The organism is Rhodobacter sp. 4.3.4 (assembly GCF_058724655.1).
This window is the reverse complement of the sequence record NZ_CM178967.1, coordinates 2,356,856-2,383,706: the sequence shown is the minus strand read 5'-3', so window position 1 is coordinate 2,383,706 and position 26,851 is coordinate 2,356,856. Positions and strand designations below refer to the sequence as shown.

Genomic DNA, 26,851 nt, shown 5'->3' with positions numbered 1-26,851 from the left:
CAAGATAAAGGGGGGGGCCGGTTTTCCGGCCCTTTTTTGCTGCCTTGGCGCGCGGGTGTCGGATTTTCTCTGGAAAGCGTCGGATTTGTTTTTCCCTCTTGCCAGAGTGTCGCACGACGGGCTAGATCGGGGGCGTCAGGATCGGGAGACGCTGGCCGCAAGGTCAGGGCCGAAGGAGCAACCGCCCCGGTAAACTCTCAGGCAAAAGGACCGTTCTGACAAAGAACTCTGGAGAGTGACCCGAAACGGGTCCGCCGAAGGGATAACGATCTCAGGCGCCGACAGGCAGGGACAGGGGGGGCATCGAGCGGGCGAAAGCCCAGGGATTCGGTGCCGGGTTTCCGGCTTGGGGGATGCGATGGCCGGGGATACGGGCTTGAAGCGCACGGCGCTTTGCAATCTGCATGTGGAATTGGGGGCGAAGATGGTCCCCTTTGCGGGCTGGGACATGCCCGTGCAATATCCGATGGGGGTGCTGAAAGAGCATCTGCATACCCGCGCCGCGGCCGGGCTGTTCGATGTCAGCCATATGGGGCAGGTGATCCTGCCGATCGAAGCGGTGGCGGCGCTCGAGGCGCTGGTGCCGGTCGATATCGCCGGGCTTGGTCTGAACCGGCAGCGCTACGCGATGTTTACCAATGACGCGGGCGGCATCCTGGATGATCTGATGGTGGCGAACCGCGGCGATCATCTGTTTCTGGTCGTCAACGCGGCCTGCGCCGAGGCCGATATCGCGCATCTGCGCGCCCATGTGCCGGGCGTGATCGTGGTCGAGGGCCGCGGCCTGCTGGCGCTGCAAGGCCCGCAGGCGGAAACCGCGCTGGCGCGGCTCATCCCCGGCGTCGCCGCGATGCGCTTCATGGACACGGCGAGCTTCGTTTGGGACGGCGCCGATCTCTGGGTCTCGCGCTCGGGCTATACCGGCGAGGACGGCTTTGAAATTTCCGTGCCCGAAAGCGTGATCGAGGCCTTCGCCCGCGCGCTTCTGGCGATGCCCGAAGTGGCGCCCATTGGCCTTGGCGCGCGCGACAGCCTGCGGCTGGAAGCCGGGATGCCGCTTTACGGCCATGACATCGACACCGAAACCACGCCGGTCGAGGCGGGGCTTGCCTGGGCGATCCAGAAGGCCCGGCGCAGCGGCGGCGCGCGCGAGGGCGGCTTCCCCGGCGCCGACCGCATCCTGCGCGAGCTGCGCGAGGGCGCTGCCCGCAAACGCATCGGCCTGCGCCCCGAGGGCCGGGCACCGATGCGCGAAGGCGTTGAAATCTATGCCGAAGCGACGGGCGGCGCGGCCATCGGCCGGGTCACCTCGGGCGGCTTTGGCCCCTCGATCGACGCGCCGATGGCGATGGCCTGCCTGCCCGCGAGCCTCGCCCCCGGCGCCATCGTTTATGGCGAGGTCCGCGGCAAACGGCTGCCCGCCCGCGTCACCGACCTGCCTTTCCACCCCACCAGCTACAAACGATAGGAGCCAACGATGCCGATCCGTTACACCCCCGAACACGAATGGCTGCGCGTCGAGGGCGACCTTGTCGTCGTCGGCATCACCGAACACGCCAGCGAACAGCTGGGCGATGTCGTCTTTGTCGAGCTGCCCGAGGTGGGCCGCAAGGTCGAGAAGGGCGACGAGGTTTCGGTGATCGAATCGGTCAAGGCCGCGTCCGATATTCTGGCGCCGCTTGCGGGCGAGATCGTCGAAGTGAACGAGGCCCTGCCCGACACCCCCGCGCTGGTGAATGAAAAGCCGATGGAGGCCTGGTTCTTCAAGATGAAGGTCGCCGATCTGGCGGCGGTCGAGGGCTTCATGTCCGCGGGCGCCTATGAGGACTTTATCGGATAATCGAGTAAAAACATGACCTTCGCCCCCACCGACTACGACCCTTACGATTTCGCCAACCGCCGCCACATCGGGCCAAGCCCGTCCGAGATGGCGGAGATGCTCAAGGTGGTGGGGGTGCAAAGCCTCGACGCGCTGATCGACGAGACGGTGCCGCGGGCGATCCGGCAGGCCAAGCCGCTGTCCTGGCCGCCGATGACCGAGCATGAGCTGCATGACAAGCTGCGCGAGGTGCAAAAGAAGAACGCCGTGATGACCTCGCTGATCGGGCAGGGCTATTACGGCACCGCGACGCCGCCCGCGATCCAGCGCAATGTGCTGGAAAACCCGGCCTGGTATACCGCCTACACACCCTATCAGCCGGAAATCGCGCAGGGCAGGCTGGAGGCGCTGCTGAACTATCAGACCATGGTCGCCGATCTGACCGGGCTGCCGGTGGCGAATGCCTCGCTGCTTGATGAATCGACCGCCGCGGCCGAGGCGATGATGATGGCGGAACGCTCTGCCAAGTCGAAATCGCGGGCGTTCTTTGTCGATCTCAACCTGCATCCGCAGACGGTGGCGGTGCTGGAAACCCGGGCCGCGCCCTTCGGCATCGAGATCGTCAAGGGCCAGCCCGACGAGCTGGTGCCCGATGCGGTTTTCGGGGCGATTTTCCAGTATCCGGGCACCTATGGCCATGTCCGCGACTTCACCGATTACATCGCGATGCTGCATGAAGCCGGGGCGATTGCGGTGGTGGCGACGGATCTGCTGGCTTTGTGCCTGCTCAAGGAGCCGGGCGCGATGGGCGCCGATATTGCGGTCGGCTCGGCGCAGCGCTTTGGCGTGCCGATGGGCTTTGGCGGTCCGCATGCCGCCTTCATGTCCTGCCGCGACTCTCTGAAACGCACGATGCCGGGGCGGATTGTCGGTGTCTCGATCGACGCGCGCGGCAACAAGGCCTACCGGCTGTCGCTGCAAACGCGCGAGCAGCATATCCGGCGCGAAAAAGCCACCTCGAACGTCTGCACGGCGCAGGCGCTTCTGGCGGTGATCGCCAGTTTCTATGCGGTTTTCCACGGGCCGAAGGGGCTGCGCGCGATTGCCGAGCGGGTGCATCTGAACGCGGTCCGCGTGCGCGATGCGCTGGTCGCCGCCGGGGCCGATGTGGCGCCGCAGGCATTTTTCGACACGATCACCGTGCGGGTGGGCGTGGGACAGCAGGGCATCATGGCCGCCGCGCGTCAGCACGGGATCAACCTGCGCAAGGTGGGCGAGGGGCGCGTCGGCATCTCGATCGACGAGCTGACCGACGAAGACGTGCTGGTGCGGCTGCTTGATAGCTTCGGCATCAAGACCGTGCCGCCGATGGGGCAAACCCTTGGCTTCCCGGCGGAAATGCTGCGGAAAACCGACTATCTGACGCATCCGGTCTTTCACATGAACCGCGCCGAGTCGGAAATGATGCGCTACATGCGCCGTCTGTCCGACCGCGATCTGGCGCTCGACCGGGCGATGATCCCGCTGGGGTCGTGCACGATGAAGCTGAATGCGGCGGCGGAAATGGCGCCCTTGACCTGGCATCGCTACAACTCGCTGCACCCGTTCGTTCCGGCCGATCAGGCGGGCGGCTATGCCGAGATGATCGAGGATCTGACGGCGAAGCTGTGCGAAATCACCGGCTATGACGCGTTTTCGATGCAGCCCAATTCCGGCGCGCAGGGCGAATATGCCGGGCTGATGACGATTGCCGCCTATCACCGCGCGCGGGGAGAGGGGCAACGCGATATCTGTCTGATCCCGGTTTCGGCGCATGGCACCAACCCGGCCTCGGCGGCGATGGCGGGGATGAAGGTCGTGGTGGTCAAATCCGCGCCGAATGGCGACGTGGATCTGGAGGATTTCGCCGACAAGGCGGCGCAGGCGGGCGACCGGCTGGCGGCCTGCATGATCACTTACCCCTCGACCCATGGCGTGTTCGAGGAAACGGTGAAGGAAATCTGCGCCATCACCCATCGCTTTGGCGGGCAGGTCTATCTGGACGGCGCGAACATGAACGCGCTCGTGGGGCTGGTGAAGCCGGGCGAATGCGGCTCGGATGTGAGCCACCTCAACCTGCACAAGACCTTTGCGATTCCGCATGGCGGCGGGGGGCCGGGCATGGGGCCGATTGGCGTCAAGGCGCATCTGGCACCCTATCTGCCCGGCCATGTCGAGACCGATGGCAAGCCCGGGGCGGTGTCGGCCGCGCCTTATGGCTCGGCGTCGATCTTGCTGATTTCCTGGGCCTATTGCCTGATGATGGGGGGCGAGGGGCTGGCGCAGGCGACCCGCGTGGCGATCCTCAATGCCAATTACATCGCGGCGCGGCTGAAGGCCGACTATCCGATCCTGTTCATGGGCAACCGGGGCCGGGTGGCGCATGAATGCATCCTCGACACCCGCCCCTTTGCCGAAGTGGGCGTGACCGTGGATGATATCGCCAAGCGGTTGATCGACAACGGGTTCCATGCGCCGACGATGAGCTGGCCGGTGGCCGGAACGCTGATGGTGGAGCCGACCGAAAGCGAGACCAAGGCCGAGATCGACCGCTTCATCACCGCGATGCTGGCGATCCGCGCAGAGGTGCGCGACGTGGCCGAGGGGCGGATTGCCGCCGAGGACAGCCCGCTGCATCACGCGCCGCATACGGTCGAGGATCTGGTGGCGGAATGGGACCGGAAGTATAGCCGCGAGCAGGGCTGTTTCCCGCCCGGCGCCTTCCGGGTGGACAAATATTGGCCGCCGGTCGGGCGGGTCGACAACGTCTATGGCGACCGCAATCTGGTCTGCACCTGCCCGCCGGTGGCGGACTGGGCGGCGGAGTAAAACCGGCCGTTCGGGCGGAAAGGCAAAGGCACTGCCTTTGCCCGCCCGTTACGCGACCTCGGGGCCAAGACCGCCTGCCCCAAGCGCACCAGAGGCCGGCGCCCGTCCCGGCGGGCGAGAAGCGCCCGCCATGGGCGGGGCGGGCGCTGGCCGACGGCCTTTGGGCCGCGGCTGGACAAGGGGACAGGGCGTGCTGTGGCGAAGGCGATGGCCTTCGCCAATCTTGTTTCAGAACCGCTCCACGATCACCGAGCCGACCGAATAGCCTGCGCCGAAAGAGCAGATCAGCCCGGTCTCGCCCGGCGCCATGTCATCCGAGAACCGGTCAAAGGCGATGATCGACCCGGCCGAGGAGGTATTGGCGAATTCCTGCAAGATGTTGGGCTGCTCGCCCGGTTCCGGATCGCGCCCCAGCACCTTGCGGCCGATGAAATCGTTCATCGTCTTGTTCGCCTGATGCAGCCAGAGCCGCTTCAGATCGCTTGCCGCCACGCCCTCGGCCTCCAGATGATGCAGGATATGCGCCGACACCAGCGGCAGCACTTCCTTGAAGACCTTGCGGCCCTCCTGCATGAACTGCATGTCGCGCCGGTCGGCCAGCCCATCGGGCCGGGTGCGGCGCAGAAAGCCGTTGTTGTTGCGGATGTTGTTCGAAAACTCGGTGGCGCATTTCACCGACCGGATCGCGAAGCCCTGCGCCGCGTCCTCCTGCCGCTCGATCAGCGTGGCCGTCGCCACATCGCCGAAGATGAAATGGCAATCGCGGTCGCGCCATTCCAGATGCCCCGAGGTGATTTCCGGGTTCACCACCAGCGCACGCCGCACCGAGCCCGCGCGGATCATGTCGGCGGCGGCCTGAATCCCGAAAGTGGCCGAGGAACAGGCGACATTCATGTCGAAGGCAAAGCCGCTGGCGCCCAGAAGCTTTTGAATTTCAATCGCAATCGCGGGATAGGCGCGCTCCATGTTGGAGGCGGCACAGATCACCAGATCGATCTCGGCCCCGGTGCGCCCGGCTTTCGCCAGCGCCTTTTGGCAGGCGTCGAGCGCCATTTCCGCCATGATCCCGGGTTCATCATCCGACCGCTGGCGCAGCGCCGGATACATCCGGTCGGGGTCCAGAACGCCCTTGCGGTCCATCACATAGCGGCTCTCGATCCCCGAGGCTTTCAGGATGAATTCCGACGAGGAATGCTCCACCGGGCTGATCTCGCCCGCGGCGATCTGCTTGGCATGCGCGGCGTTGAATCGGTCGGCATAGGTGTTGAACGCGGCCACAAGGTCGTCGTTCGAAATCGCATCGGGCGGCACGAAGACGCCGGTTGCGGTGATGGCTGGCTGATACATGAAGGCTCCCCCAGGGTCGGGGTCAAATTCTGCCGGGCCGCGGCTGTCGTCAAGCCTTCATAAAAGGTTTGGCAGCGGCGTGCCGTCACGGAAGGCGCGCAGATTTTCCACCGCCATCAGCCCCATCGCATCGCGGACCTCCTCGGTCGCGGTGCCCAGATGCGGAAGCAGCGTGACGTTTTGAAGCGCGGTCAGGGCGGCGGGGACGCGGGGCTCATGTTCATAGACATCAAGCCCGGCGCCGCCGATCCGGCCCGCCTGCAGCGCCGCGATCAGCGCGGCCTCATCGACCACATCGCCGCGCGCGACATTGATCAGATGCGCATGGGGGGCCATCAGGGCCAGTTCCGCCGCGCCGATCAGGTGATGCGTCTCGGGCGTTGCGGGCACAGCGAGCACGACGAAATCCGATTGTGCCAGCAGATCGGGCAGGGGCAGGGGAATGGCCGGGAAATCAAGCGCTTTCGGGCTGCGCGCAGCATAGCTGACCGGCATGCCGAAGCCGAAATGGGCGCGTTTCGCCACCGCCTGACCGATCCGCCCCATGCCGATCACGCCCAGCCGCTTGCCCGTCACATGCGCGCCCAGCATCTGCGTCGGCGCCCAGCCGGTCCAGCCGCCCGCGCGCAGCATCCGCTCGCCCTCGGACGCGCGCCGCGCCGACATCAGCAACAGCGTCATCGCGATATCGGCCGTGGCATCGGTGACGGCGCCGGGGGTGTTCGTCACCAAAAGCCCCGCCGCCTTCGCCGCCGCCACGTCGATATGATTCACGCCGACACCGAAATTCGCCAGCAATTTCGCGCGGATCGGGCCGCTGAACGCCTCGGCCCGCAAGGCATCGCCCAGGGTCGGCAGGAGCGCGTCATAGGCGGCCAGCGCGTCCTGCGCCTCGGCCAGCGTCATCGGCGCGTCGAGCGTGCGAAACTCGGCGGCAAATTCGTCGCGCAGGATCGCCTCGATGCGCGGCGTCAGCGCCCGCGTGACCAGAACCCGCATCAGAACATCTTCCCGCCCAAGGGCACATCCTGCCCCGGGCCGATCAGCACCACGGCGCCGGTTTCATCGGGCAGGCCCAGCACCAGAGCTTCGGAGCGGAACGGCCCGATCTGGCGCGGCGGGAAGTTGACGACGCCCAGAACCTGACGCCCCAGCAGGGTTTCGGGCGTGTAATGCACCGTCACCTGCGCCGAGGATTTCTTGATGCCGATCTCGGGGCCGAAATCGACCCGCAGCTTGTAGGCGGGCTTGCGCGCCTCGGGGAAGGGCTGCACCTCGATGATGCGCCCCACCCGGATATCGACGCGGGCGAAGTCGTCGTAGCTGATCTGGCTCATTGGCCCAGTTCCCGGCCGCGATCGGCCGCAGCCTTGACCGCGCGGTGCAACAGCGCCGGAAAGCCGGTTTCGGGGTCCATCAGATGCGCCAGCGCCGCCGCCGTCGTGCCGCCCGGAGAGGTGACGTTGACGCGCAGCTGCGCCGGGCTTTCGGCCGCATCTTCCGCCAGTTGCCCGGCGCCGCCCACCGTCGCCTTGGCCAGTTTCATCGCCAGATCGGCGGGCAGCCCCTCTGCCTCGCCCGCCGCGGCCAGCGCCTCGATCAGGTGAAAGACATAGGCCGGGCCCGACCCCGACAGCGCCGTGACCGCATCCATCTGATGCTCGCCCTCCAGCCGCACCACCTGACCGACGGCAGATAGAAGCCCCTCGGCCAGATCCAGATGCGCCGGGGTCGCCCGCGCATTGCCGCAGATCGCGGTGATGCCGCGGCCGATCGCGGCGGGCGTGTTCGGCATCGCCCGCACCACCGGCGTCGAAGCCCCCAGAATCGCTGCATATTTCGCAAGCGTCGTGCCTGCGGCCACAGTGACGAAAAGGGTCTCGCCGCCGCCCATCGCCTGCAGGCCCGGCAGCGCCTCGGCCATCATCTGCGGCTTCACCGCCACCAGAACCACGGCAGGCGCGGCGGGAAGATCCCCGTTCAGCGCCACGCCCGACGCCTTCAGCCAGTCGCTTGGAAACGGTTCGACCACATGCACGGATGCCGGCGAAAGCCCCTGCCGCAGCCAGCCCGCAAGCAGGGCCGAGCCCATCTTGCCACAGCCCAAAAGCACCAGCCCGCGGGCCTCGATATCGGAAAAATCCATCGCAATCCCCCTTTTGGGGGCAGATTAGGCGCGACCGTAAGCCTCGGCAATGGCGACTTTCATCGCCGCCTCGGGGGTGTCATTGCCCCAGGTGGCCAGCTGCATCGCCGGGTAGAAGCGCTCCGACACCGTCAGCGCCGAGCGGAGCATCCGGTCGATCTGCTCATGCGCGGCGTCCTGACCGCCCGCCAGCACCAGCCCGTAACGCCAGACCATCAGCTTTTGCGCCGCCCAATAGGTGAAGGCGCCGGTCCAGCATTGATCGTTGATCGCATTGAGCAGCTCGTAAAGCGCGCCTTCGCGGTCTTTGGGCGGGTCGAGCTCGAAGGTGGAGATCAGCCGCAGCGTCTCTTCGCTGTCCGACCAGGCCAGCGTGATCGCATAGGACCGCCACTGCCCCTCGATCGTCATCGCGATCTGGTCATGGGCGACGCGGTCGAAGTCCCAGTCATAGGCCAGCGCAACGCTTTCGACCACATCGATCGGATGCAGATCAGAGCCGTCCAGGAAATCTTCGCTCAGTGCCATGCGCGTCCCGCTTGCCTGTGTGCCCATCAAAGAGCCCCCCAAGGATTCGCGGGGGCCACTATGAGCGGCAGTTTTCCCTGCCGTCCCTACAAGATATCGTGGGGCCTGCAGCCCTCTCTGTAAAGCAGATTATCGTGGATAAGTCGTGAAGCCTGCGGAATCCCGGGGATAATTCCGCAGTCTGCGGGGGGTGGGCGGGGCAATTCGCGCTTTATCGGCGCGCGGCCTTGGCTTAAGGCAGGTGCAAACGGAGGCGCCCATGTCGTTCAACAGCTTCGGTCACATCTTCCGCGTCACCACCTGGGGCGAAAGCCATGGGCCTGCGCTGGGCGCCACGGTCGACGGCTGCCCGCCCGGCATCGAGATCTCGGAAGAGTTCATCCAGGTGTTTCTGGACCGCCGCCGTCCCGGCCAATCGGCGATGACGACGCAGCGGCAGGAACCGGACCGGGTGCGCATCCTGTCGGGCACCTATGAGGGGCGCACGACCGGCACGCCGATTCAGCTGATGATCGAGAACACCGACCAGCGCTCGAAAGATTATGGCGAGATCGCGCGGCAGTTTCGCCCCGGCCATGCCGATATCACCTATCACCAGAAATACGGGCTGCGCGATCCGCGCGGCGGCGGGCGGTCCTCGGCGCGGGAAACTGCGGCGCGGGTGGCGGCGGGTGGCGTCGCGCAGGCGGTGCTGAAGGCGCTGGTGCCGGGGCTGACGATCACCGGCTACATGGTGCAGATGGGCGAGAAACATCTGAACCGCGCCAATTTCGACGCTGCCGAAATCCTGCGCAACCCGTTCTTCCTGCCCGATGCTGCGGCGGTGGCGGAGTGGACCGACTATCTCGCCGCGATCCGCAAGGATCAGAATTCGGTCGGCGCGGCGATCGAGGTGGTGGCGACGGGCTGCCCGGTGGGGCTGGGGGCGCCGATCTATGCCAAGATGGACAGCGATCTGGCGGCGGCGATGATGACGATCAACGCGGTCAAGGGCGTCGAGATCGGCGAGGGCATGGCGGCGGCGGCGCTTTTGGGCACCGAGAATGCCGACGAGATCGTGATGGGGCCGAACGGGCCGGAATATCTGAGCAACCACGCGGGCGGGATCTTGGGCGGCATCACCACCGGCCAGCCGGTCGTGGTGCGGATGTCGGTCAAGCCGACCTCCTCGATCCTGACGCCGCGCCGCTCGATCAACACCGCGGGCGAGGCGGTCGAAGTGGTGACGAAGGGCCGCCACGACCCCTGCGTCGGCATCCGCGCCGTGCCGGTGGCCGAGGCGATGATGGCCTGCGTGATCCTTGATCACCTTCTGCTGGACCGCGCCCAGACCGGCGGGGTTCGCGGGCAGATCGGTTAACCGATCCAGCCTTCGACGATACAGATATCGGCGACGGAGACCGGCGTGCGCAGTCCCAGCGCATGCTGATATTCCGGGCTGAGGTAACAGGCGCGGGCGGCGGCGAGGCTGGGAAATTCGATCACCAGGGTGCGCGGGCGCAGATCGCCCTCGACCACTTCCATCTCGCCGCCGCGGACAAGGAAGCGCGCCCCGTATTTCGCAAAGGCGGCGGCATTGGCAGCGCGGTAGGCCTGATAGGCCTGCGGATCCTCCACGGTGACATGGCCGACCCAGTAGCCCTTGGGTGTCTCGCTCATTTTCCCCTCCCGTTTCGCTCAGCCTGCGGGGCAGGGGGGGATTTTGCAAGCGCTTCGAGCGCGACCTTTCAGCCCCGCGCGGCTTTCTCGGCGATGCCCGAGGTGCCCGCGCGGCGGTCAAGTTCGGCCAGAACCTCGTCCATGCTCACGTCGCGCGCGGCGAGCATCACCGTGAGGTGGTAAAGCACGTCGGCGGCTTCATAAACAAGGTTCGCACGGTCGTTCTTCACCGCGGCGATGATCGCCTCGACCGCTTCCTCGCCGAATTTCTCGGCGCATTTTTCCGGGCCCTTGGCGAAAAGCTTCGCGGTCCAGGAACTCTCGGGATCGGCGCCCTTGCGGGATTCCACGGTGGCGGCCAGACGGGACAGGGCGGTCATGCAAGCCTCATCGGAATGCCGGCGGCGGCCATATGGGCCTTGGCCTCGCCGATCGTGTAGGTGCCGAAATGGAAGATCGAAGCGGCCAGAACCGCCGAAGCATGGCCCTCGGTCACCCCCTCGACCAGGTGATCAAGCGTGCCAACGCCGCCCGACGCGATCACCGGGATCTTCACCGCATCGGCGATGGCGCGGGTCAGGGCGAGGTTGAACCCGGCCCTGGTGCCGTCGCGGTCCATCGAGGTGAGCAAGATTTCCCCCGCCCCCTTCGCCTCGACGGTGCGGGCAAAGTCCACCGCGTCGATGCCGGTCGATTTGCGCCCGCCATGGGTGAAGATTTCCCAGCGGCCGGGTTCGACCGTCTTCGCGTCGATGGCGACGACGATGCACTGGCTGCCGAAGCGATCGGCGGCTTCGGCCACCACATCTGGATTGGCCACGGCGGCAGAGTTGAAACTGACCTTGTCGGCCCCCGCCAGAAGCAGCGCCCGCACATCTTCATGCGTGCGCACGCCCCCGCCCACGGTCAGCGGCATGAAACATTGCTCGGCGGTGCGGGTCACCAGATCGAACATCGTGCCGCGGTTTTCATGCGTGGCATGGATGTCAAGGAAACACAGCTCGTCCGCGCCCGCCGCGTCATAGGCCTTGGCGGCCTCGACCGGGTCGCCCGCGTCGATCAGATTGACGAAGTTCACGCCTTTCACCACGCGGCCATCGGCCACGTCGAGGCAGGGAATGATGCGCGTCTTGAGCATGGGGCACTCCTTTGGCGCCTTTCTAGCGGGCGTCTTGCGGCTTGGAAAGCGTCGAGCGGGGCTCTGCCCCGCACCCCGGGATATTTGTGGCAAGATGAAAACAAGGCCCTTTATCTTGCCACAAATATCCCGGGGGGAGTCCCGCAGGGACGGGGGCAGCGCCCCCCCTAGGCCTTCAGGGCTGCAAGCGCCGCTTGCAGATCAAGCGCGCCGTCATAGATCGCGCGGCCCGAAATCGCGCCTGCGATCACGCCGGTGTCGCGCAGCGCGATCAGATCGGGCAGAGACGACACGCCTCCGCTTGCGATCACCGGGATCGAGACCGCGCGGGCAAGGGCTTCGGTCGCCTCGATATTGGGGCCGGTCATCGCGCCGTCGCGCAGGATGTCGGTGTAGATGATCGCCGCCACGCCCGCATCTTCGAAGCTTTTTGCCAGATCGGTCACCAGCACATCGGTTTCCGTGGCCCAGCCCTTGGTCGCCACCTTGCCGTTCCTCGCATCGATGCCCACCGCCACTTGCCCCGGGAAGGCCTTGGCGGCCTCGCGCACCAGGGCCGGGTTTTCCACCGCCACCGTGCCAAGGATCACCCGCGCAAGGCCTTTGGAGAGCCAGCGCTCGATCGTCGCCATGTCGCGGATGCCGCCACCAAGCTGCGCCGGAACCTTGATCCGCGCCAGGATCGCCTCGACCGCGGCGGCGTTTACCGGCTCGCCCGCGAAGGCGCCGTTGAGATCGACCAGATGCACCCAGGCGCAGCCCGCCGCCTCGAACTTCGCCGCCTGTGCCGCCGGATCGGTGCCGAAGACCGTGGCCTTGTCCATCTCGCCGTGCAAAAGCCGCACGCAGTTGCCGTCCTTGAGGTCGATTGCCGGGTAGAGGATCATGGGCTGGCTCCTTGTCGCTCTCCGCCTCTTGCCACGGGCGGCCGCGCTTGCCAAGGCCGCGGTCAACGCCACGTCAGGCTTGCCGGGAATCGGGCTCTGTGTCGCAATGACGCAGAGGAAAACCGGGAGGAGGAACCGATGAGAACAACGCTGATGGCGGTGGCGCTAAGCCTTGTGGCGGGGATGGCGGCGGCCGATCCGATCGAGGGGCTGTGGCAGACCCAGCCCGATGATGGCGCCTATGCCCATGTGAAGATCGCGCCCTGCGGTCCGGCCTTTTGCGGCACGATCGTAAAATCGTTCAAGGAGACGGGGCCTTACGACTCGCCCAATACCGGACGGCAGATCGTCATCGACATGGTGCCCGCGGGCGAGGGGGCCTATGCGGGCAAGGTCTGGCGGCCCTCCAACAACAAGATCTACATCGGCAAGATCGCGCTTTCGGGCAAGTCGATGAAGCTCTCGGGCTGCGTTGCGGGCGGGCTGATCTGCAAGGCGCAGGTCTGGACCAAGGTGAACTGACCCTTGCAAGATGAAGCGGCGCCCCGCAGGGCGCCGTTCCTTTGCGTGAGTGGCAGTCGTCTTCCTTCAATGCGCCATCAGGACCGGCACTTCGGCCATCTCCAGCATGTTGCGTGTCGCGCCGCCCAAGATCGCCTCGCGGAAGCGCGAGTGACCATAGGCGCCCATCACCACCATATCCGAGGAGGTGTCGCGCACATGGCGGTTGATCACATCCGAGATCCGCGGCAGCGTCTTGGCCAGAACCGACACTTCGACCTTCACGCCATGCCGCGCCAACCATTGGCTCAGCTGTCCGCCCGGGTCAGACCGTTCCGGTCCATGCGCGGGCGGGTCGATCACCGTGATGTCCACCAGCGTCGCCGCCTTGAGCAGCGGCAGCGCCTTGCGGATCGCGTTCATCGCCTCGTTCGACTGGTTCCACGCCACCACGACACGGCGCGGCGCCAGCGACGGTATCGCCGCATCGGGCATGATCATCACCGGCGACTGCCCCTCGAAGAGCGCGGCCTCGACCGCGGCTTCCAGTTCCTGACCACGCCCCTTGCCATAGGGATGCCCCATCACCACCAGATCGGCGAAGCGGGCGCGCAGCCCGACGACGGTCGCGATCGCGCCGATCTGCGCCACCACGGCCTCGCTGCTCCAGCGGATCTCCGCCCCCGCCAGACGCTCGCGCATCACCCGTTCCAGCTCGCGCGCCTCATCTTGTGCGCGGTCCAGAACCTCCTGCTGCACGAAGGCCGTGGCCCCGGCGTAATAGTAGCCGGTCTGGGTCCGGTCGACGCCCATGCAGAGCACCTCCAGATGCGCATCTTCGGCGCGCGCCACCGCCATCGCCGACTCAAGTTGAAGCCGTGCCTGTGAGACATCCGTCACAATCGTCAAAACTGTCTTGTAGGCCATGAGATCCCTCCATGTGCCGATTCTGTCCTTAAATTAACGGCTTCCGTCCGGTTACGCCTTGACGCGGATCAAGCTTTCAAGTGGACACCTTGACACGGCGCGACGAACGGTCGCACCCTCTTGTCAAGAGTTTGATCAAGGTCAAAGCGGGTGTCATACCCTGAGGTCACAAAGAACAAGAGAGAGAGATTTTCCGCTCCGGCCGAATCGTCGGTGCGGGAATTAAAAACGCGAAGGGACGCAAAAAAATGTGGGATTACGTCAAGCTTGTCGCGCTTGGCGTCGTGGCGGCTATTGCCGCTTACGCCGCCAGTCAGGCGCGAGATTTGCCGTATATGGTGAACATGGTCGAGGTCGCGCTTGCGGCCGTGATCGCGTTCATCTGGGTGCTGCGCACCATGGGGGACCCGAAGCCCTCGAAAGACGAGTATTTCGACGGCGTGATCCGCGCCGGCGTGATCGCAACCACCTTCTGGGGCATTGTCGGCTTTCTCGTCGCCGTCATCATCGCCTTCCAGCTCGCCTTTCCCGCGCTGAACCTTGAGTTCGGCAACGGGATGCTGAACTTCGGGCGTCTGCGTCCGCTGCACACCTCGGCGGTGATCTTCGCTTTCGGCGGCAACGCCCTGATCGCCTCGGCCTTCTATGTCGTGCAGCGCACCTCGGCGGCGCGTCTCTTCGGCGGCACCAGCCTGGGCTGGTTCGTGTTCTGGGGCTGGCAGCTGATCATCGTCACCGCCGCGACCTCCTATCTGCTGGGCGGCTCGCAGGGCAAGGAATATGCCGAGCTGAACTGGCACCTCGACATCCTCGTCGCGGTGGTCTGGGTGGCCTATCTGATCGCCTTCCTCGGCACGATCTTCAAGCGCAAGGAACCCCACATTTACGTGGCGAACTGGTTCTACCTGTCGTTCATCGTGACCATCGCCATGCTGCATATCGTCAACAACCTGGCGGTTCCGGTCTCGATCTTCGGCACCAAATCGGTGCAGCTGATGGCGGGCGTGCAGGATGCGATGACGCAATGGTGGTATGGCCACAACGCGGTGGGCTTCTTCCTGACCGCGGGCTTCCTCGGCATGATGTATTACTTCGTGCCGAAACAGGCCGAGCGTCCCGTTTATTCCTACAAGCTCTCGATCGTCCACTTCTGGGCGCTGATCTTCCTTTATATCTGGGCCGGTCCGCACCACCTGCACTATACCGCGCTGCCCGACTGGGCCTCGACGCTGGGCATGGTGATGTCGGTGATCCTGTGGATGCCGTCCTGGGGTGGCATGATCAACGGCCTGATGACGCTTTCGGGCGCCTGGGACAAGCTGCGCACCGATCCGGTGATCCGGATGATGGTGGTCTCGATCGGCTTTTACGGCATGTCGACCTTCGAAGGCCCGATGATGTCGATCAAGGCGGTCAACTCGCTCTCGCACTACACGGACTGGACCATCGGTCACGTGCATTCGGGCGCGCTGGGCTGGAACGGCATGATCACCTTCGGCATGCTCTACTTCCTGACGCCGCGCCTGTGGGGCCGTTCGGGGCTTTACTCGCTCAAGCTGGTCAGCTGGCACTTCTGGCTCGCCACCATCGGGATCGTGCTTTACGCCTCCTCGATGTGGGTGACCGGCATCATGGAAGGCCTGATGTGGCGTGAAGTCGATGCGCAGGGCTTCCTTGTGAACGCCTTCGCCGACACCGTGGCTGCGAAATTCCCGATGTATGTGGTGCGTGGCACCGGCGGCGTGCTCTACCTGCTGGGCGGTCTGATCATGGCCTACAACCTCTGGGCCACGGTCGCGAAACAACCGAAGACGGCCAATCTCGCCGTTGCGGTTCCGGCGGAATAAGGAGCAACGCAGATGTCAATCATGGACAAACACCACGTTCTGGAAAAGAACGCGACGCTGCTGCTGATCTTCGCCTTCCTTGTCGTCACCATCGGCGGCATCGTGGAAATCGCACCGCTGTTCTACCTGGAAAACACCATCGAGAAGGTGGAGGGCATGCGTCCCTACACCCCCCTCGAGCTGACCGGGCGGGACATCTACATCCGCGAGGGCTGCTATGTCTGCCACTCGCAGATGATCCGGCCGATGCGCGACGAGGTGGAACGCTACGGCCATTACAGCCTGGCGGCGGAATCGATGTATGACCGCCCGTTCCAGTGGGGCTCGAAGCGGACGGGGCCCGACCTCGCCCGCGTCGGCGGCCGCTACTCGGATGCGTGGCATGTCGAACACCTGTCGAACCCGCAATCGGTGGTGCCGGAATCGGTGATGCCGAGCTACAGCTACCTGGCCAACGTGCCGTTGGACAGCACCTGGATCGAGGACCGTATCAGCACCGACGCCCTTGTCGGCGTGCCCTACACCTCGGAAATGATCGCCAGCGCCAAGGCCGATTTCGTGGCGCAAGCGGACCCGAATGCCGACAGCGAAACGCTGGTGGCGAATTACGGTGAAAAGGTCAACATCCGCAACTTCGATGGCAAACCTGCCCTGACGGAGATGGATGCGCTGGTGGCCTATCTGCAGGTGCTCGGCACGATGGTCGATTTCTCGACCTTCCAACCCGTGGCAAGTCGCTGAAGGAGCTGGGGATGGACTATCATATCTTGCGTGAATTCGCTGACAGCTGGGCGGCGCTTGCGCTTTTGCTCACCTTCATCGGTGCCGTGATCTGGGCCTTCCGGCCTGGCTCCTCCAAGGTTCACGACGATATCGCGAACATCCCTTTCCGCCATGAAGACAAACCCGCTGATCGTGGCCGGGGCTGAGACCCCGGTCGCCACGGCGGCGCCACGCGGTAAGGAGGCGTGGAGATGAGCAAAAAACCGACGACCAAGAAAGAGGTGCAGACCACGGGACATTCGTGGGATGGCATCGAGGAACTGAACACGCCGCTGCCGCGCTGGTGGCTGTGGACCTTCTACGCCACCATCGTCTGGGGTGTGGCCTATTCGATCGCGATGCCGGCCTGGCCGATCTTCGCCTCGGGGGCGACGCCGGGCCTGCTTGGGTCTTCGACCCGGGCCGATGTCGAAAAGGACATCGCCAAATTCGCCGAGATGAACAAGGCGGTGGAAGAAAAGCTGGTGGCGACGGATCTTACCGCGATCGCGGCCGATCCCGAGCTGGTGACCTACACCCGCAATGCGGGCGCCGCGGTGTTCCGCACCTGGTGCGCGCAGTGCCATGGCGCGGGGGCGGGCGGCAACACCGGCTTCCCCAGCCTGCTCGATGGCGACTGGCTGCATGGCGGCTCGATCGAGACGATCTATACCAACATCAAGCACGGCATCCGCGATCCGCTCGATCCGGACACGCTGCCGGTCGCGAACATGCCTGCGCATCTGACCGACGAACTGCTTGAGCCGGCGCAGATCGACGAGGTCGTGCAATATGTGCTGAAGATCTCCGGGCAGCCGGCCGACGAGGCCAAGGCGACCGCGGGTCAGCAGGTCTTTGCCGAAAACTGCGTGGCCTGCCATGGCGAAGATGCCAAGGGCATGGTGGAGATGGGCGCGCCCAACCTCACCGATGCGATCTGGCTTTACGGCGGCGATGCGGCGACGATCACCAGCACGATCCAGTATGGCCGCGGCGGCGTGATGCCGTCCTGGAGCTGGGCGGCCGATGGCGCGAAACCGCGTCTGAGCGAAGCCCAGATCCGCGCGGTGGCCTCCTATGTGCACAGCCTGGGTGGCGGCCAGTAACAGCGAAACCTGATCCCGGGGGGGTGGTCTGCCCCCCCGGGTAGCACCGATGCCCCGACCTGTTCGCGCGTTTCCTGGGGCATCGGTGTGTTTCAGCATATCTGCCCCCGCGCGCTTGCGATCAAGGGGCGGTCTGGCCGAAATGCCCCGATCCGGGGAAAGCATGTCCAAAAAGCTGCATCGGCAATATAGCTTTAAGGTGCAGTTGCAAACCCGGCCCGTTCCTGTTCAATCGTGTCAGGACGGAGCCCAGCCAACGGAGACACCCGTGAGCGCCAATCAACCCAGTCCCGACGACGCGCCGCTTTATTTCGCGCGCGAACCGATTTTCCCCCGACGCATTTCCGGCAAGTTCCGTTCGCTCAAATGGGTGCTGATGGCGCTGATGCTGGGCATCTATTACATCACCCCCTGGCTGCGCTGGGATCGCGGCGCGGCGCTGCCCGATCAGGCGGTCCTGCTCGATCTTGCCAACCGGCGCTTCTTCTTCTTCGGGCTCGAAATCTGGCCGCATGAATTCTATTTCGTCGCGGGCCTTCTGATCATGGCGGGGCTTGGCCTCTTTCTGTTCACCTCGGCGCTCGGCCGGGTCTGGTGCGGCTATGCCTGCCCGCAGACGGTCTGGACGGATCTTTACATCCTGGTCGAACGCTGGGTCGAGGGCGACCGCAACAACCGCATCCGCCTGCACCGTCAGGCCTGGAATGCCGAGAAGATCCGCAAGCGGCTGATCAAATGGGGGCTTTGGCTGTTCATCGGTCTGGCCACCGGGGGGGCATGGGTGTTCTATTTCACCGATGCGCCGACGCTGCTTTCCGATCTTCTCACCGGCGACGCCTCGCCGATCGCTTACACCACCATCGCCATCGCCACCGCGACGACCTTTGCCTTTGGCGGTTTTGCCCGCGAACAGATGTGCATCTATGCCTGCCCCTGGCCGCGCATTCAGGCCGCGATGATGGACGAGGACACGATCACTATTGCCTATCGCGAATGGCGCGGCGAGCCGCGCGGCAAGCTGCAAAAGGGTGAGAAACTGGCCGAGGGGCAGGGCGATTGCATCGATTGCATGGCCTGCGTCAACGTCTGCCCGATGGGGATCGACATCCGCAACGGCCAGCAGCTCGAATGCATCACCTGCGGGCTGTGCATCGACGCCTGCAACGAGATGATGGACAAGATCGGCAAGCCGCGCGGTCTGGTGGGCTACATGGCGCTGAAGGACGAGGCGAACGAGCGCGCCGGCAACAAGGTGACGAATATCTGGAAACACGTGCTGCGGCCGCGCACGCTGTTGTATTTCGTCCTCTGGTCGGGCTTCGGCATCGCTTTGGTGGTGGCGCTGGTGCTGCGCTCGCCGCTTGACTTCAACGTCACGCCGAACCGCGATCCGCTGTTCGTGACGCAATCCGACGGCACGATCCGCAACATCTACACCCTGCGCATCCGCAACAAGCACGGCTCGGAGGAAACCTTCCGCATCTCGGCCACCACCGCGGATGACGCGGAAAGCCGGGCGCTGAAGCTGACGCTGGAAGGGGTCGAGGGCGACACGATCACCGTGCCCGCCGACCAGCTTTACAACCAGCGCCTTTACCTTGATGCTGGTCCCGCGTCGGATCTGGCCGGGGCGAAGCGCACCGGGATCGTGATCTGGGTCGAACAGGTCGGCGAAGACGAGCCGGTGTCGGATTCCGCCGAAACGGTCTTCAACGGCAAGGGCAAGTGAGATGGCAAAACCGCTGACCGGCCGCAAGGTCCTGCTGATGTTCGTGGCCTTCTTCGGGCTGATCATCGCCGTCAACGTGACGATGGCGGTGCAGGCGGTGAAGACCTTCCCGGGGCTTGAAGTGGCCAATTCCTATGTCGCCTCGCAAAGCTTCGATGCCGACCGCGCCGCGCAGGAGCGGCTGGGCTGGACGGTGAAGCCCGCCTATGCGGATGGCGTGCTCACCCTCGACATCCGCGACCGGGCGGGGCAACCCGCGCCGCTGGGCCAGCTCGAGGTTCTGGTCGGCCGCACCACCATGGCGGCCGAGGACCGGACCCCGCAGATGACCCGCACGAATGGCGTCTATTCCGCGCCCCTCAGCCTTGCCCCCGGGGCCTGGCTGATCCACCTTTCTGCCACATCCGCGGACGGGGTGCTGTTCCGCCAGCGCCTCGATTTCTTCGTCGAAGGCTGAGACCGATGACCGCTGCCCCCCTTGTCTCGGCGACCTCCCCCGCGGGGGTCACCGAAGATCACCTCTCCGCTTCCGCCTGCCCGGCCTGCCTGGCCGCGCCCTCGGCCGAGGACCTGGCGAAATCGGGCGATATCAAGGGGGCGCGGATCATGCTGTCGCTGCCCACCGCCCATTGCGCGGTCTGCATCACCGATGTCGAACGCGAGATGGAGGCGCAGCCGGGCGTGCGCTCGGCGCGGGTCAACCTGACGCTGAAGCGCGTTTCGGTCGATGCCGAGGCGGGGGTGACCGCCGAGGCGCTGGTCGAGGCCTTGGCCAAAATCGGCTACGAGGCCTATGAGCTGGACCCCGGCATGCTCTCGGCCACGGAAACCGACAAGCGCGGCCGGGATCTTTTGATGCGGATCGGCGTCGCCGGTTTCGCGATGATGAACATCATGCTGTTGTCAATCGCGGTCTGGTCGGGGGCCGAGGCCGCGACGCGCGACATGTTCCACTGGATTTCCGCCGCCATCGCGCTGCCCACCGTGGTCTTTGTCGGCCAGCCCTTCTTCGCCTCGGCCTGGGGCGGGCTGAAACACGGCCGCGTCAACATGGATGTGCCGATCTCGCTGGCGTTGATCCTTGCTTCCTCGATCTCGATCTTCGAGACGATGAACCACGGCCATCACGCCTATTTCGACGCCGCGGTGATGCTGTCCTTCTTCCTGCTGGTCGGCCGCTATCTTGACTACCGCACCCGCGCCGTGGCGCGCTCGGCGGCCGAGGAGCTGGCGGCGCTGGAAGTGCCGCGCGCGCATCTTCTGTGCGACGGCGTCGAGACCATCGTGCCGGTGGCCGATCTGAAGCCCGGGGATCTGATCCGGGTGCGCCCGGGCGGCCGCATCCCGGCCGATGGCGAGGTGACGGCGGGCAGCTCGGAAACCGACCGCTCGCTTTTGACCGGGGAAACCCTGCCGGTCTATGTGGGCCCGGGCACGATGCTCTCGGCGGGCGAGGTGAACCTGACCGGGCCTTTGACGCTGCGCGTCACCGCGGCTGGCAAGGACAGCTCGCTGCACCGGATGGCGGACCTTGTGGCGATGGCCGAAAGCGCCAAGACCCGCTACACAACCCTGGCCGAACGCGCCGCGCGGGCCTATTCGCCGCTGGTGCATGCGCTGTCGTTTTCCGCCTTCGGCTACTGGATGTGGGCCACCGGCGGCGATCTGCGCTTTGCCGTCAATATCTCGGCCGCCGTTCTGATCATCACCTGCCCCTGCGCGCTGGGGCTTGCCGTGCCCGCGGTGATCACCGCGGCGTCGGGCAAGCTCTTCCGCAAGGGGCTTTTGATCAAGGACGGCACCGCGCTGGAGCGGCTGGCCGAGGTGGACACGGTGGTCTTCGACAAGACCGGCACGCTGACCATGGGCACGCCGGTTCTGGAAGGGCTGGAGGCGCTTGAGGAGGAAACCCTCTCGGTCGCGGCGGCGCTGGCGCAGGCGTCGTCGCATCCGCTGGCGCGGGCGCTGGTGGCGGCGGCCGAGGCGCGCGACATCCGCCCCGTCGTGCTCGATGATCTGCGCGAAGTGCCGGGCTTTGGCATCGAGGGGCGGCTGGGCGGGCTTGCGCTGCGGCTGGGCCGGGCCGACTGGGTCGGCGCCGCGCCCTGCGATTGCACGGCCACGCATCTGCGTCTGGGCGCGGCCGAGCCGGTGACCTTCCGCTTTTCGGATCACCTGCGTCTGGGCGCGGCCGAGGCGGTGGCGCTGCTGACCGCGCAGGGCAAGCGGGTGCTGATGGTCTCGGGCGATGTCGAGACGGCGGTTTCGGCGCTGGCGGGGCGGCTGGGCATCACCGAATGGCATTCGGGCACGCTGCCCGCCGAAAAGGCGGCGCTGGTCGCCGATCTGATGGGGCAGGGGCGGCGCGTCCTGATGGTGGGCGACGGGCTCAACGACACCGCGGCGCTGGCGGCCGCGCATGTCTCGATCTCGCCCGCCTCGGCGCTGGATGCTGCGCGCACGGCCTCGGACATCGTGCTTCTGGGCGCCGATCTGGCGCCGGTGGGCGATGCTTTGCGCATCGCCGGACAGGCGCGGCGCCGCATCAAGGAGAATTTCGTGATCTCCGCCGCCTATAACATCGTCGCCGTGCCGCTGGCGCTGGTGGGCCTTGCCACGCCGCTTGCGGCGGCCTTGGCGATGTCGACCTCGTCGATTACAGTGTCGCTGAACTCGATGCGGCTGAAATAGCCCGAACGGAGGCCAAGATGTCGGTCCTGACCTATCTGATCCCGATTTCGCTGTTTCTGGGCGGCTTCGGCCTGGTGGCTTTCCTGTGGTCGCTGCGCAATCGGCAATATGACGACCCCAAGGGCGATGCCGAACGCATCCTGTCGGGCAAATACGACGACCGTCCCAAAAGTTGACATGGCGCAAAGGGCGTATTTGGACCAAGAAAAAGCAAAGCCCGGATCCCTTGAACGGTCCGGGCTTTTTCTTGGCAAAAATACGCTCTTGTCGCGGGTGGTTACGGCCCGATCACCGAACAATCGACCGCCCGGGCGGCCAGACGGGCGCAGGCCAGATCGGCATCGCCGCGGCTGAGGCCGACGAAAAGCGCGTCATAGCCCGATTTGCGGGTCGCGACCTTGCGCAGCCCCTGCGACAGCGCCGTGCTTTCCATCAGCGCCGTCTTCAGCAGCACCTGTTCGGCGGCATATTGCGACGGATATTTGCCAAGGCTGATGCCCCAGTTGCGCCCGCCCGAGGAAGAGGCGCGGGCGACGACCTCGCGCTTGCCCTCGGGCATCGGCGCGGGCGGCGTCAGCGCGGCCAGAATCACCGTGTCATTGCGCGGCACCTGCGCCGAGGCGCCAAGCGCCAGGGTCTCGGGCTGCGCGGTGGCGGTCTGGATGAAGACCGGGCCCGAGGGATCGGTGTCGCCCTGCGCTTCGACGCTTTCGTCGGCGGGCTCCATCATCGCCAGCGTTTCGGGTTGCGGCGCGGTGACCTGCTCCAGCGGCGCGGGTTCGGGCGCGGCAGCGGCCAGTTGCACCGGCGCCTCTTCCGGCTCGGGCGCTGCGGCGGTGGCCGGGCGGGCCTGCGGGCGCGGGCTGCGGGCCAGACCTGCGATCTCGAGGGCGCTGGCGCGGGCCGCCACGGTGGCAGCCCCGGCGGCGGCGGCGGCCAGTTTCACCGCCTCCTCGTCGCCATCCTCGGCCTCCTGCGCGGCCTCAACCTGCGGCCCGGCGATTTCGCTGTCGGCATTGGCCATCAGCATCGGCGGCTCGGGCTTTTGCGCATTGACCTTGCCGGGCGCGCGCTCAAACCCCAGATCGAGCAGCTCGGCCATCTTCGCGTTGCGCGCCGCGGGCGAGGTGCCGCCGAAGACCGTCGCGATGATGCGCTTGTTGCCGCGCTGCGCCGAGGCGGTCAGGTTGAAGCCCGCGGGCACGGTATAGCCGGTCTTGATGCCGTCGGCGCCCTCGTAGGCGTCGAGGAAGCGGCGGTTGGTATTCGCCACATGGGCGATGCCCGCATCCGCGGTCCGGCGCGAGAACAGGTTGTAATATTGAGGAAAATCGTAAAGCAGGTGGCGGCCGAGGATCGACATGTCATGCGCGGTCGACAGATGCCCCGGACGGGTCAGGCCGTTGGCGTTCTTGAAGGTGGTATTCTTCATCCCAAGCGCCTTGGCGGTGCGGTTCATCCGCGCCGCGAAACGCGCTTCGTCGCCCGCAAGGAAATCGCCGATCGCGGCCGCCGCATCGTTGGCCGATTTGATCGCGGCGCCGCGGATCAGATAGCGCAGCGCGATCTTTTGTCCGGTGCGCAGCCCCAGCCGCGAGGGCGCCTGACCGGCCGCATTGGCCGAGACCGTGACCATCGTGTCAAGGCTCGCCTCGCCCGATTCGATCGCCTGAAAGGCGATGTAGAGCGTCATCATCTTGGTCAGCGAGGCCGGGTGCAGCCGGGTGTCGGCGTTCTTTTCGTAAAGAACCTCGCCGGTGCGGGCGTCCATCACATAGGCGGCAAAAGGCGCCGCCGACAGCGCCACCGGAAGCAGCGCCAAGAAGATTGCCAAAAGACCCGAACGGCCCCAGTGCGTCAGCCTGGTCACGATAACTGCCCTTACTGCCTCTATGTACCCCGTTGTGGTCTGGGGCTTGGGCGCAACTTTAGCACGCCTTCCCCGCGCTGAAAACCACGAAGATTCAACGGCTTCAAGTGAGGCCTTCGGGCAACGCGGGGGCGGAATTCTGTCAATATGTTGCGGCTGCGGCCTGGGCACATGCCATCGCTTGTGGTTTGCGATCGCAGATCAGCCCCCGGCCTGCGCCTCGATCGCGCTGACAAGCCCCGCCAGCCCGCCCAGATCCGGTAGCTCGGCAAAACGCGGATGCGCCGCGGGGGGCTGCGCCTGTTCCAGCGCCCAGGTCATCTCATGCGGAACATGCACGCCCCAGCCGCCCGCATCCAGCATCGGCAGCACGTCGGATTTCAGCGAATTGCCCACCATCAGCCCCTGATCGGCGCCGGTGCCGTGCCGCGCGAAGACCGCGCGATAGGTGTCGGGGCGCTTGTCCGAGACGATCTCGACCGCGTCGAAAAGATCGCCCAGCCCCGATTGCGCCAGCTTGCGCTCCTGATCGAGCAGATCGCCCTTGGTCACCAGCACCAGCCGGTAGCGGCCTGCAAGCGCCTCGACCGCCTCGCGGGCATGGGGCAGGATCTCGATCGGATGCGCCAGCATCTCGCGCCCGGCGGCCAGGATCTCGCCGATCACCGCCGCGGGGACGCGGCCCGCGCTGACCTCGATCGCGGTCTCGATCATCGACAGCGTGAAGCCCTTGACGCCAAAGCCATAGGCGCCGACGTTGCGGCGCTCGGCGGCGAGCAGGCGCTGTTCCAGCTGCGCCGCCTCGGCGTGATCGGCCAGAAGGTCGTGAAACCGGGCCTGGGTCAGGCGGAAGAACCGCTCGTTGTGCCAAAGCGTGTCATCGGCATCAAAGCCGATCGTGGTCAGGGTCATCGGGGCTCTCCTTGCGGGCAACCTGACGCCGGGGCGCGCGGTTGGCAAGATGCGCCGCACTGGCTTTTCTTGCCGCGCCATGATCCTATATTGAACCCCGGAGCCACGATTCCCTGCGATCTTGGACATTTGACACCGATTCGACCCTTTTGACCCTGCGGAGGACTGCCCGTGCTTCACCCCCTATACCTCAGCGCCCCTCGCGCCGGAGACGGCGAGGGGGATGGCGCGGGCGAGGCCGGGCTTGCGGTCAAGACCGCGCCGCGCACCGCCCGGCCGCCGATGTACAAGGTCATGCTGCTGAACGACGATTACACGCCGATGGAATTCGTCGTGCATATTCTGGAACGCTTCTTTGGCATGTCCCATGCCCAGGCCTTCGAGATCATGCTGACCGTGCACAAGAAGGGGCTGGCCGTCGTCGGCGTCTATTCCTTCGAGGTGGCCGAGACCAAGGTGGCGCAGGTGATGGATTTTTCCCGCCGTCACCAGCACCCTTTGCAATGCACCATGGAAAAGGAGTGAGGGGGGCACCCCTCCGATCTGATGAGCCATCCCCGTCTGTCGCTGGCGCTTGAAGCGCCGCAAGCCCTGCCCTCCGAAGGGCGGATCGTCGTCTACCGTCCCACCGCCGAGACCGACCTGTCCGATCTGCCAAGGGACCGGCTGCAACTGGTGCAGGGGTTCTTCCCCGATCACGCGGCGCTGGCCGGGCGCGGCTACGCGGTTGCCCCCGCGACCGGCGAGCAGGGCTTTGCCGCCGCCGTGGTCTTCGTGCCGCGCGCCAAGGCCGAGGCGCGGGCGCTGCTGGCCGAGGCCTGCGCCCGCGTCGTGCCGGGCGGGCCGATCTGGGTCGACGGGCTGAAGACCGACGGCATCGATTCGCTGCTGAAAGACCTGCGCGCGCTGCTGCCGGTCACCGACCCGATCGCCAAGGCGCATGGCAAGATCTTTTCCTTTGCCGCGACGCCGGGCGCGCTGGCGGGCTGGGAAGCGCGGCCGCTGCAGCCAGCGCCGGGCTTCACCACCCTGCCCGGGGTCTTCTCGGCCGATGGCATCGACCGCGGCTCGGCGCTGCTCGCGGCCTGCCTGCCCGAGACGCTGCCCGCAAGGGTGGTCGATCTGGGCGCGGGCTGGGGTTGGCTGGCGGCGCAGGTTCTGGCGCGCAAGGGCGTGGAGGCGGTCGATCTGGTCGAGGCGGATCATGCCGCGCTGGACTGTGCGAAACGCAACCTGACCGATCCGCGGGCGCGGTTTCACTGGGCGGATGCGACCCGGGTGACGCTTGACGCCCGGCCGCTGGCCATCGTGATGAACCCGCCGTTCCACACCTCCCGCGCCGCCGATCCCGCGCTGGGGGTGGCCTTCATCCGCGCCGCGGCGGGGCTTTTGTCGCTTTCGGGGACGCTCTGGATGGTGGCGAACCGGCACCTGCCCTATGATGCCGTGCTGCGCGCGTGTTTCCACGAGCTCGAGGACCTGACCCCGCCCGGCGGCCGCGATGGCGCCTTCCGGGTGATCCGGGCGGCGCGTCCGATCGCGCATGCGACGAAACCGGCCCAAACCGCGCCCGAAACCGCCGCGCGCCGGGTGGTGCGGCGGCGGCGCTAGGGGCACCAAAGGGGGCCTATTCCTCGGGATAGGTTTCCCGGCAGGCGCGGATCGCGGCATTGGCGGCGGGGGTCATCTCGCGGATCTTGTCGCGCAGCCCGTCGCGTTTGCGCCGTTCCGAGACCGGGTCGATCGCCACTTCGCGGGTGCGGGTGACGGTGTAATCCTCAAGGCACATGCGCGGCCTCTCGATCACCGTGCCGTTGCCGTGACGGATCACCTCGGTGCCGCATTGCTCCCAGCGCGTCATCGGCACCTCGTAATCCTCATAGGCATAGCCGCGCGCCAGATTGCCCTCGACCTCATCGAGCATGTCCTGCAGGTGCCGGATCTCGCGGGTTTCGCGGTTGATGCAGCGCTCTTGCGGCGTGCCGCAGCCGGTCAGAACGCCAAAGCCCAGAACAGCGAACACGATCAGCTTGCGCATGGAACCCTCCGTTTGGGCCATTCTCGCGCCCGGCGCGCGGAAAGGCAACGGGGCAGGGGGCCGCCCCGGAATATCT

28 protein-coding genes and 1 riboswitch are annotated in these 26,851 nt (G+C 66.0%); of the genes, 15 read left to right on the top strand and 13 right to left on the bottom strand.

Features of this window, described 5'->3' with window-relative positions:
- Nucleotides 1-132 precede the first annotated feature (132 nt).
- Nucleotides 133-223: riboswitch (glycine riboswitch) on the top strand.
- Nucleotides 224-358: 135 nt separating this feature from the next.
- From gcvT to gcvP, 3 genes are read left to right on the top strand one after another with little or no spacing between them, the layout of a single operon-like run.
- A complete protein-coding gene (gene gcvT / locus AC4PTB_RS11520) occupies nucleotides 359-1,468 on the top strand; it encodes a glycine cleavage system aminomethyltransferase GcvT (protein ID WP_492190088.1) in 1,110 nt (369 codons plus the stop codon).
- A 15-nt stretch (nucleotides 1,469-1,483) separates the two neighbouring features.
- Entirely contained in the window at nucleotides 1,484-1,840 is a 357-nt protein-coding gene (gene gcvH, locus AC4PTB_RS11515; RefSeq protein ID WP_492192634.1) for a glycine cleavage system protein GcvH, read from the top strand.
- 12 nt (nucleotides 1,841-1,852) lie between these two features.
- Nucleotides 1,853-4,687: an aminomethyl-transferring glycine dehydrogenase gene (gene gcvP / locus AC4PTB_RS11510; RefSeq protein ID WP_492190087.1), complete on the top strand. Its 2,835-nt coding sequence runs from the start codon at nucleotides 1,853-1,855 to the stop codon at nucleotides 4,685-4,687.
- 228 nt (nucleotides 4,688-4,915) lie between these two features.
- Here gcvP and AC4PTB_RS11505 read toward each other — a convergent pair whose 3' ends face one another.
- Genes AC4PTB_RS11505 through AC4PTB_RS11485 form a run of 5 tightly spaced genes read right to left on the bottom strand, consistent with a single transcriptional unit; the run spans nucleotide 4,916 to nucleotide 8,708 of the window.
- Nucleotides 4,916-6,034: a beta-ketoacyl-ACP synthase III gene (locus AC4PTB_RS11505; protein WP_492190086.1), complete on the bottom strand. Its 1,119-nt coding sequence runs from the start codon at nucleotides 6,032-6,034 to the stop codon at nucleotides 4,916-4,918.
- A 57-nt stretch (nucleotides 6,035-6,091) separates the two neighbouring features.
- On the bottom strand, nucleotides 6,092-7,033 hold the full coding sequence (locus AC4PTB_RS11500) for a 2-hydroxyacid dehydrogenase (protein ID WP_492190085.1): 942 nt from the start codon (nucleotides 7,031-7,033) through the stop codon (nucleotides 6,092-6,094).
- The gene (locus AC4PTB_RS11495; protein ID WP_492190084.1) at nucleotides 7,033-7,371 is read right to left on the bottom strand and encodes a tRNA-binding protein; all 339 of its coding nucleotides are present in this window, start codon (nucleotides 7,369-7,371) and stop codon (nucleotides 7,033-7,035) included. The genes AC4PTB_RS11500 and AC4PTB_RS11495 overlap by 1 nt, the downstream gene beginning before the upstream one ends.
- Entirely contained in the window at nucleotides 7,368-8,180 is an 813-nt protein-coding gene (gene proC / locus AC4PTB_RS11490; RefSeq protein WP_492190083.1) for a pyrroline-5-carboxylate reductase, read from the bottom strand. Before proC ends, AC4PTB_RS11495 begins: the two co-directional genes overlap by 4 nt.
- Nucleotides 8,181-8,204: 24 nt before the next feature.
- Nucleotides 8,205-8,708, bottom strand: a complete 504-nt coding sequence (locus AC4PTB_RS11485) for a type III secretion system chaperone family protein (protein WP_492190082.1) — start codon at nucleotides 8,706-8,708, stop codon at nucleotides 8,205-8,207.
- 259 nt (nucleotides 8,709-8,967) lie between these two features.
- Here AC4PTB_RS11485 and aroC point away from each other — a divergent pair, with 259 nt between their 5' ends.
- Complete coding sequence (gene aroC, locus AC4PTB_RS11480; protein WP_492190081.1) at nucleotides 8,968-10,068, top strand: chorismate synthase; 1,101 nt, start codon at nucleotides 8,968-8,970, stop codon at nucleotides 10,066-10,068.
- On the opposite strand, the gene AC4PTB_RS11475 is transcribed toward aroC, so the two are convergent.
- The 4 genes from AC4PTB_RS11475 to hisA all read right to left on the bottom strand — a co-directional run bounded on the left by AC4PTB_RS11475 (nucleotide 10,065) and on the right by hisA (nucleotide 12,392).
- Nucleotides 10,065-10,367 carry a DUF1330 domain-containing protein gene (locus AC4PTB_RS11475; RefSeq protein WP_492190080.1) on the bottom strand — a complete coding sequence of 101 codons (303 nt, stop codon included), beginning with the start codon at nucleotides 10,365-10,367 and terminating at the stop codon, nucleotides 10,065-10,067. The genes aroC and AC4PTB_RS11475 overlap by 4 nt on opposite strands.
- A gap of 68 nt (nucleotides 10,368-10,435) precedes the next feature.
- Complete coding sequence (locus tag AC4PTB_RS11470) at nucleotides 10,436-10,747, bottom strand: phosphoribosyl-ATP diphosphatase (RefSeq protein WP_492190079.1); 312 nt, start codon at nucleotides 10,745-10,747, stop codon at nucleotides 10,436-10,438.
- Nucleotides 10,744-11,505, bottom strand: coding sequence for an imidazole glycerol phosphate synthase subunit HisF (gene hisF / locus AC4PTB_RS11465; RefSeq protein WP_492190078.1), 762 nt, complete (start codon nucleotides 11,503-11,505; stop codon nucleotides 10,744-10,746). Before hisF ends, AC4PTB_RS11470 begins: the two co-directional genes overlap by 4 nt.
- 167 nt (nucleotides 11,506-11,672) lie before the next feature.
- On the bottom strand, nucleotides 11,673-12,392 hold the full coding sequence (gene hisA / locus AC4PTB_RS11460) for a 1-(5-phosphoribosyl)-5-[(5-phosphoribosylamino)methylideneamino]imidazole-4-carboxamide isomerase (RefSeq protein WP_492190077.1): 720 nt from the start codon (nucleotides 12,390-12,392) through the stop codon (nucleotides 11,673-11,675).
- Nucleotides 12,393-12,530: 138 nt separating this feature from the next.
- Here hisA and AC4PTB_RS11455 point away from each other — a divergent pair, with 138 nt between their 5' ends.
- Nucleotides 12,531-12,914 carry a DUF2147 domain-containing protein gene (locus AC4PTB_RS11455; RefSeq protein WP_492190076.1) on the top strand — a complete coding sequence of 128 codons (384 nt, stop codon included), beginning with the start codon at nucleotides 12,531-12,533 and terminating at the stop codon, nucleotides 12,912-12,914.
- 66 nt (nucleotides 12,915-12,980) lie between these two features.
- On the opposite strand, the gene AC4PTB_RS11450 is transcribed toward AC4PTB_RS11455, so the two are convergent.
- The gene (locus AC4PTB_RS11450) at nucleotides 12,981-13,820 is read right to left on the bottom strand and encodes a universal stress protein (RefSeq protein WP_492190075.1); all 840 of its coding nucleotides are present in this window, start codon (nucleotides 13,818-13,820) and stop codon (nucleotides 12,981-12,983) included.
- Between the two features lie 248 nt (nucleotides 13,821-14,068).
- Here AC4PTB_RS11450 and ccoN point away from each other — a divergent pair, with 248 nt between their 5' ends.
- The 8 genes from ccoN to ccoS all read left to right on the top strand — a co-directional run bounded on the left by ccoN (nucleotide 14,069) and on the right by ccoS (nucleotide 22,131).
- Complete coding sequence (gene ccoN, locus AC4PTB_RS11445; protein ID WP_492190074.1) at nucleotides 14,069-15,667, top strand: cytochrome-c oxidase, cbb3-type subunit I; 1,599 nt, start codon at nucleotides 14,069-14,071, stop codon at nucleotides 15,665-15,667.
- A 12-nt stretch (nucleotides 15,668-15,679) separates the two neighbouring features.
- A complete protein-coding gene (gene ccoO, locus AC4PTB_RS11440) occupies nucleotides 15,680-16,408 on the top strand; it encodes a cytochrome-c oxidase, cbb3-type subunit II (protein WP_492190073.1) in 729 nt (242 codons plus the stop codon).
- An 11-nt stretch (nucleotides 16,409-16,419) separates the two neighbouring features.
- Nucleotides 16,420-16,596, top strand: coding sequence for a cbb3-type cytochrome oxidase subunit 3 (locus AC4PTB_RS11435; protein WP_492190072.1), 177 nt, complete (start codon nucleotides 16,420-16,422; stop codon nucleotides 16,594-16,596).
- 45 nt (nucleotides 16,597-16,641) lie between these two features.
- The gene (gene ccoP / locus AC4PTB_RS11430; protein WP_492190071.1) at nucleotides 16,642-17,535 is read left to right on the top strand and encodes a cytochrome-c oxidase, cbb3-type subunit III; all 894 of its coding nucleotides are present in this window, start codon (nucleotides 16,642-16,644) and stop codon (nucleotides 17,533-17,535) included.
- A gap of 268 nt (nucleotides 17,536-17,803) precedes the next feature.
- Nucleotides 17,804-19,264 (top strand): cytochrome c oxidase accessory protein CcoG, encoded by a 1,461-nt coding sequence (gene ccoG, locus AC4PTB_RS11425; protein ID WP_492190070.1) that lies wholly within the window; start codon nucleotides 17,804-17,806, stop codon nucleotides 19,262-19,264.
- Nucleotide 19,265: 1 nt separating this feature from the next.
- On the top strand, nucleotides 19,266-19,721 hold the full coding sequence (locus tag AC4PTB_RS11420) for a FixH family protein (RefSeq protein ID WP_492190069.1): 456 nt from the start codon (nucleotides 19,266-19,268) through the stop codon (nucleotides 19,719-19,721).
- A gap of 5 nt (nucleotides 19,722-19,726) precedes the next feature.
- Nucleotides 19,727-21,955 (top strand): cation-translocating P-type ATPase, encoded by a 2,229-nt coding sequence (locus AC4PTB_RS11415; RefSeq protein WP_492190068.1) that lies wholly within the window; start codon nucleotides 19,727-19,729, stop codon nucleotides 21,953-21,955.
- 17 nt (nucleotides 21,956-21,972) lie between these two features.
- A complete protein-coding gene (gene ccoS, locus AC4PTB_RS11410) occupies nucleotides 21,973-22,131 on the top strand; it encodes a cbb3-type cytochrome oxidase assembly protein CcoS (protein ID WP_444462647.1) in 159 nt (52 codons plus the stop codon).
- A 101-nt stretch (nucleotides 22,132-22,232) separates the two neighbouring features.
- Here ccoS and AC4PTB_RS11405 read toward each other — a convergent pair whose 3' ends face one another.
- Nucleotides 22,233-23,726: a D-alanyl-D-alanine carboxypeptidase family protein gene (locus AC4PTB_RS11405; RefSeq protein WP_492192633.1), complete on the bottom strand. Its 1,494-nt coding sequence runs from the start codon at nucleotides 23,724-23,726 to the stop codon at nucleotides 22,233-22,235.
- 300 nt (nucleotides 23,727-24,026) lie between these two features.
- A complete protein-coding gene (locus AC4PTB_RS11400; protein ID WP_492190067.1) occupies nucleotides 24,027-24,737 on the bottom strand; it encodes an HAD family hydrolase in 711 nt (236 codons plus the stop codon).
- 171 nt (nucleotides 24,738-24,908) lie between these two features.
- Between AC4PTB_RS11400 and clpS the strand changes: the two genes are divergently transcribed.
- Both clpS and AC4PTB_RS11390 read left to right on the top strand, forming a co-directional pair.
- Complete coding sequence (gene clpS / locus AC4PTB_RS11395) at nucleotides 24,909-25,262, top strand: ATP-dependent Clp protease adapter ClpS (protein ID WP_492190066.1); 354 nt, start codon at nucleotides 24,909-24,911, stop codon at nucleotides 25,260-25,262.
- 21 nt (nucleotides 25,263-25,283) lie between these two features.
- Nucleotides 25,284-26,348: a class I SAM-dependent methyltransferase gene (locus tag AC4PTB_RS11390; protein WP_492190065.1), complete on the top strand. Its 1,065-nt coding sequence runs from the start codon at nucleotides 25,284-25,286 to the stop codon at nucleotides 26,346-26,348.
- Between the two features lie 16 nt (nucleotides 26,349-26,364).
- Here AC4PTB_RS11390 and AC4PTB_RS11385 read toward each other — a convergent pair whose 3' ends face one another.
- Nucleotides 26,365-26,775, bottom strand: coding sequence for a hypothetical protein (locus AC4PTB_RS11385; RefSeq protein ID WP_492190064.1), 411 nt, complete (start codon nucleotides 26,773-26,775; stop codon nucleotides 26,365-26,367).
- Between the last annotated feature and the right edge of the window lie 76 nt (nucleotides 26,776-26,851).

Excerpts from the sequence above, each read along its gene's own strand:
- gcvT (WP_492190088.1), top strand. The coding sequence starts at position 359 with ATGGCCGGGGATACGGGCTTGAAGCGCACGGCGCTTTGCAATCTGCAT.
- gcvP (WP_492190087.1), top strand. The coding sequence starts at position 1,853 with ATGACCTTCGCCCCCACCGACTACGACCCTTACGATTTCGCCAACCGC.
- AC4PTB_RS11505 (WP_492190086.1), bottom strand. The coding sequence starts at position 6,034 with ATGTATCAGCCAGCCATCACCGCAACCGGCGTCTTCGTGCCGCCCGAT.
- AC4PTB_RS11500 (WP_492190085.1), bottom strand. The coding sequence starts at position 7,033 with ATGCGGGTTCTGGTCACGCGGGCGCTGACGCCGCGCATCGAGGCGATC.
- AC4PTB_RS11495 (WP_492190084.1), bottom strand. The coding sequence starts at position 7,371 with ATGAGCCAGATCAGCTACGACGACTTCGCCCGCGTCGATATCCGGGTG.
- proC (WP_492190083.1), bottom strand. The coding sequence starts at position 8,180 with ATGGATTTTTCCGATATCGAGGCCCGCGGGCTGGTGCTTTTGGGCTGT.
- AC4PTB_RS11485 (WP_492190082.1), bottom strand. The coding sequence starts at position 8,708 with ATGGCACTGAGCGAAGATTTCCTGGACGGCTCTGATCTGCATCCGATC.
- aroC (WP_492190081.1), top strand. The coding sequence starts at position 8,968 with ATGTCGTTCAACAGCTTCGGTCACATCTTCCGCGTCACCACCTGGGGC.
- AC4PTB_RS11475 (WP_492190080.1), bottom strand. The coding sequence starts at position 10,367 with ATGAGCGAGACACCCAAGGGCTACTGGGTCGGCCATGTCACCGTGGAG.
- AC4PTB_RS11470 (WP_492190079.1), bottom strand. The coding sequence starts at position 10,747 with ATGACCGCCCTGTCCCGTCTGGCCGCCACCGTGGAATCCCGCAAGGGC.
- hisF (WP_492190078.1), bottom strand. The coding sequence starts at position 11,505 with ATGCTCAAGACGCGCATCATTCCCTGCCTCGACGTGGCCGATGGCCGC.
- hisA (WP_492190077.1), bottom strand. The coding sequence starts at position 12,392 with ATGATCCTCTACCCGGCAATCGACCTCAAGGACGGCAACTGCGTGCGG.
- AC4PTB_RS11455 (WP_492190076.1), top strand. The coding sequence starts at position 12,531 with ATGAGAACAACGCTGATGGCGGTGGCGCTAAGCCTTGTGGCGGGGATG.
- AC4PTB_RS11450 (WP_492190075.1), bottom strand. The coding sequence starts at position 13,820 with ATGGCCTACAAGACAGTTTTGACGATTGTGACGGATGTCTCACAGGCA.
- ccoN (WP_492190074.1), top strand. The coding sequence starts at position 14,069 with ATGTGGGATTACGTCAAGCTTGTCGCGCTTGGCGTCGTGGCGGCTATT.
- ccoO (WP_492190073.1), top strand. The coding sequence starts at position 15,680 with ATGTCAATCATGGACAAACACCACGTTCTGGAAAAGAACGCGACGCTG.
- AC4PTB_RS11435 (WP_492190072.1), top strand. The coding sequence starts at position 16,420 with ATGGACTATCATATCTTGCGTGAATTCGCTGACAGCTGGGCGGCGCTT.
- ccoP (WP_492190071.1), top strand. The coding sequence starts at position 16,642 with ATGAGCAAAAAACCGACGACCAAGAAAGAGGTGCAGACCACGGGACAT.
- AC4PTB_RS11420 (WP_492190069.1), top strand. The coding sequence starts at position 19,266 with ATGGCAAAACCGCTGACCGGCCGCAAGGTCCTGCTGATGTTCGTGGCC.
- AC4PTB_RS11415 (WP_492190068.1), top strand. The coding sequence starts at position 19,727 with ATGACCGCTGCCCCCCTTGTCTCGGCGACCTCCCCCGCGGGGGTCACC.
- ccoS (WP_444462647.1), top strand. The coding sequence starts at position 21,973 with ATGTCGGTCCTGACCTATCTGATCCCGATTTCGCTGTTTCTGGGCGGC.
- AC4PTB_RS11405 (WP_492192633.1), bottom strand. The coding sequence starts at position 23,726 with ATGGACGCCCGCACCGGCGAGGTTCTTTACGAAAAGAACGCCGACACC.
- AC4PTB_RS11400 (WP_492190067.1), bottom strand. The coding sequence starts at position 24,737 with ATGACCCTGACCACGATCGGCTTTGATGCCGATGACACGCTTTGGCAC.
- AC4PTB_RS11390 (WP_492190065.1), top strand. The coding sequence starts at position 25,284 with ATGAGCCATCCCCGTCTGTCGCTGGCGCTTGAAGCGCCGCAAGCCCTG.
- AC4PTB_RS11385 (WP_492190064.1), bottom strand. The coding sequence starts at position 26,775 with ATGCGCAAGCTGATCGTGTTCGCTGTTCTGGGCTTTGGCGTTCTGACC.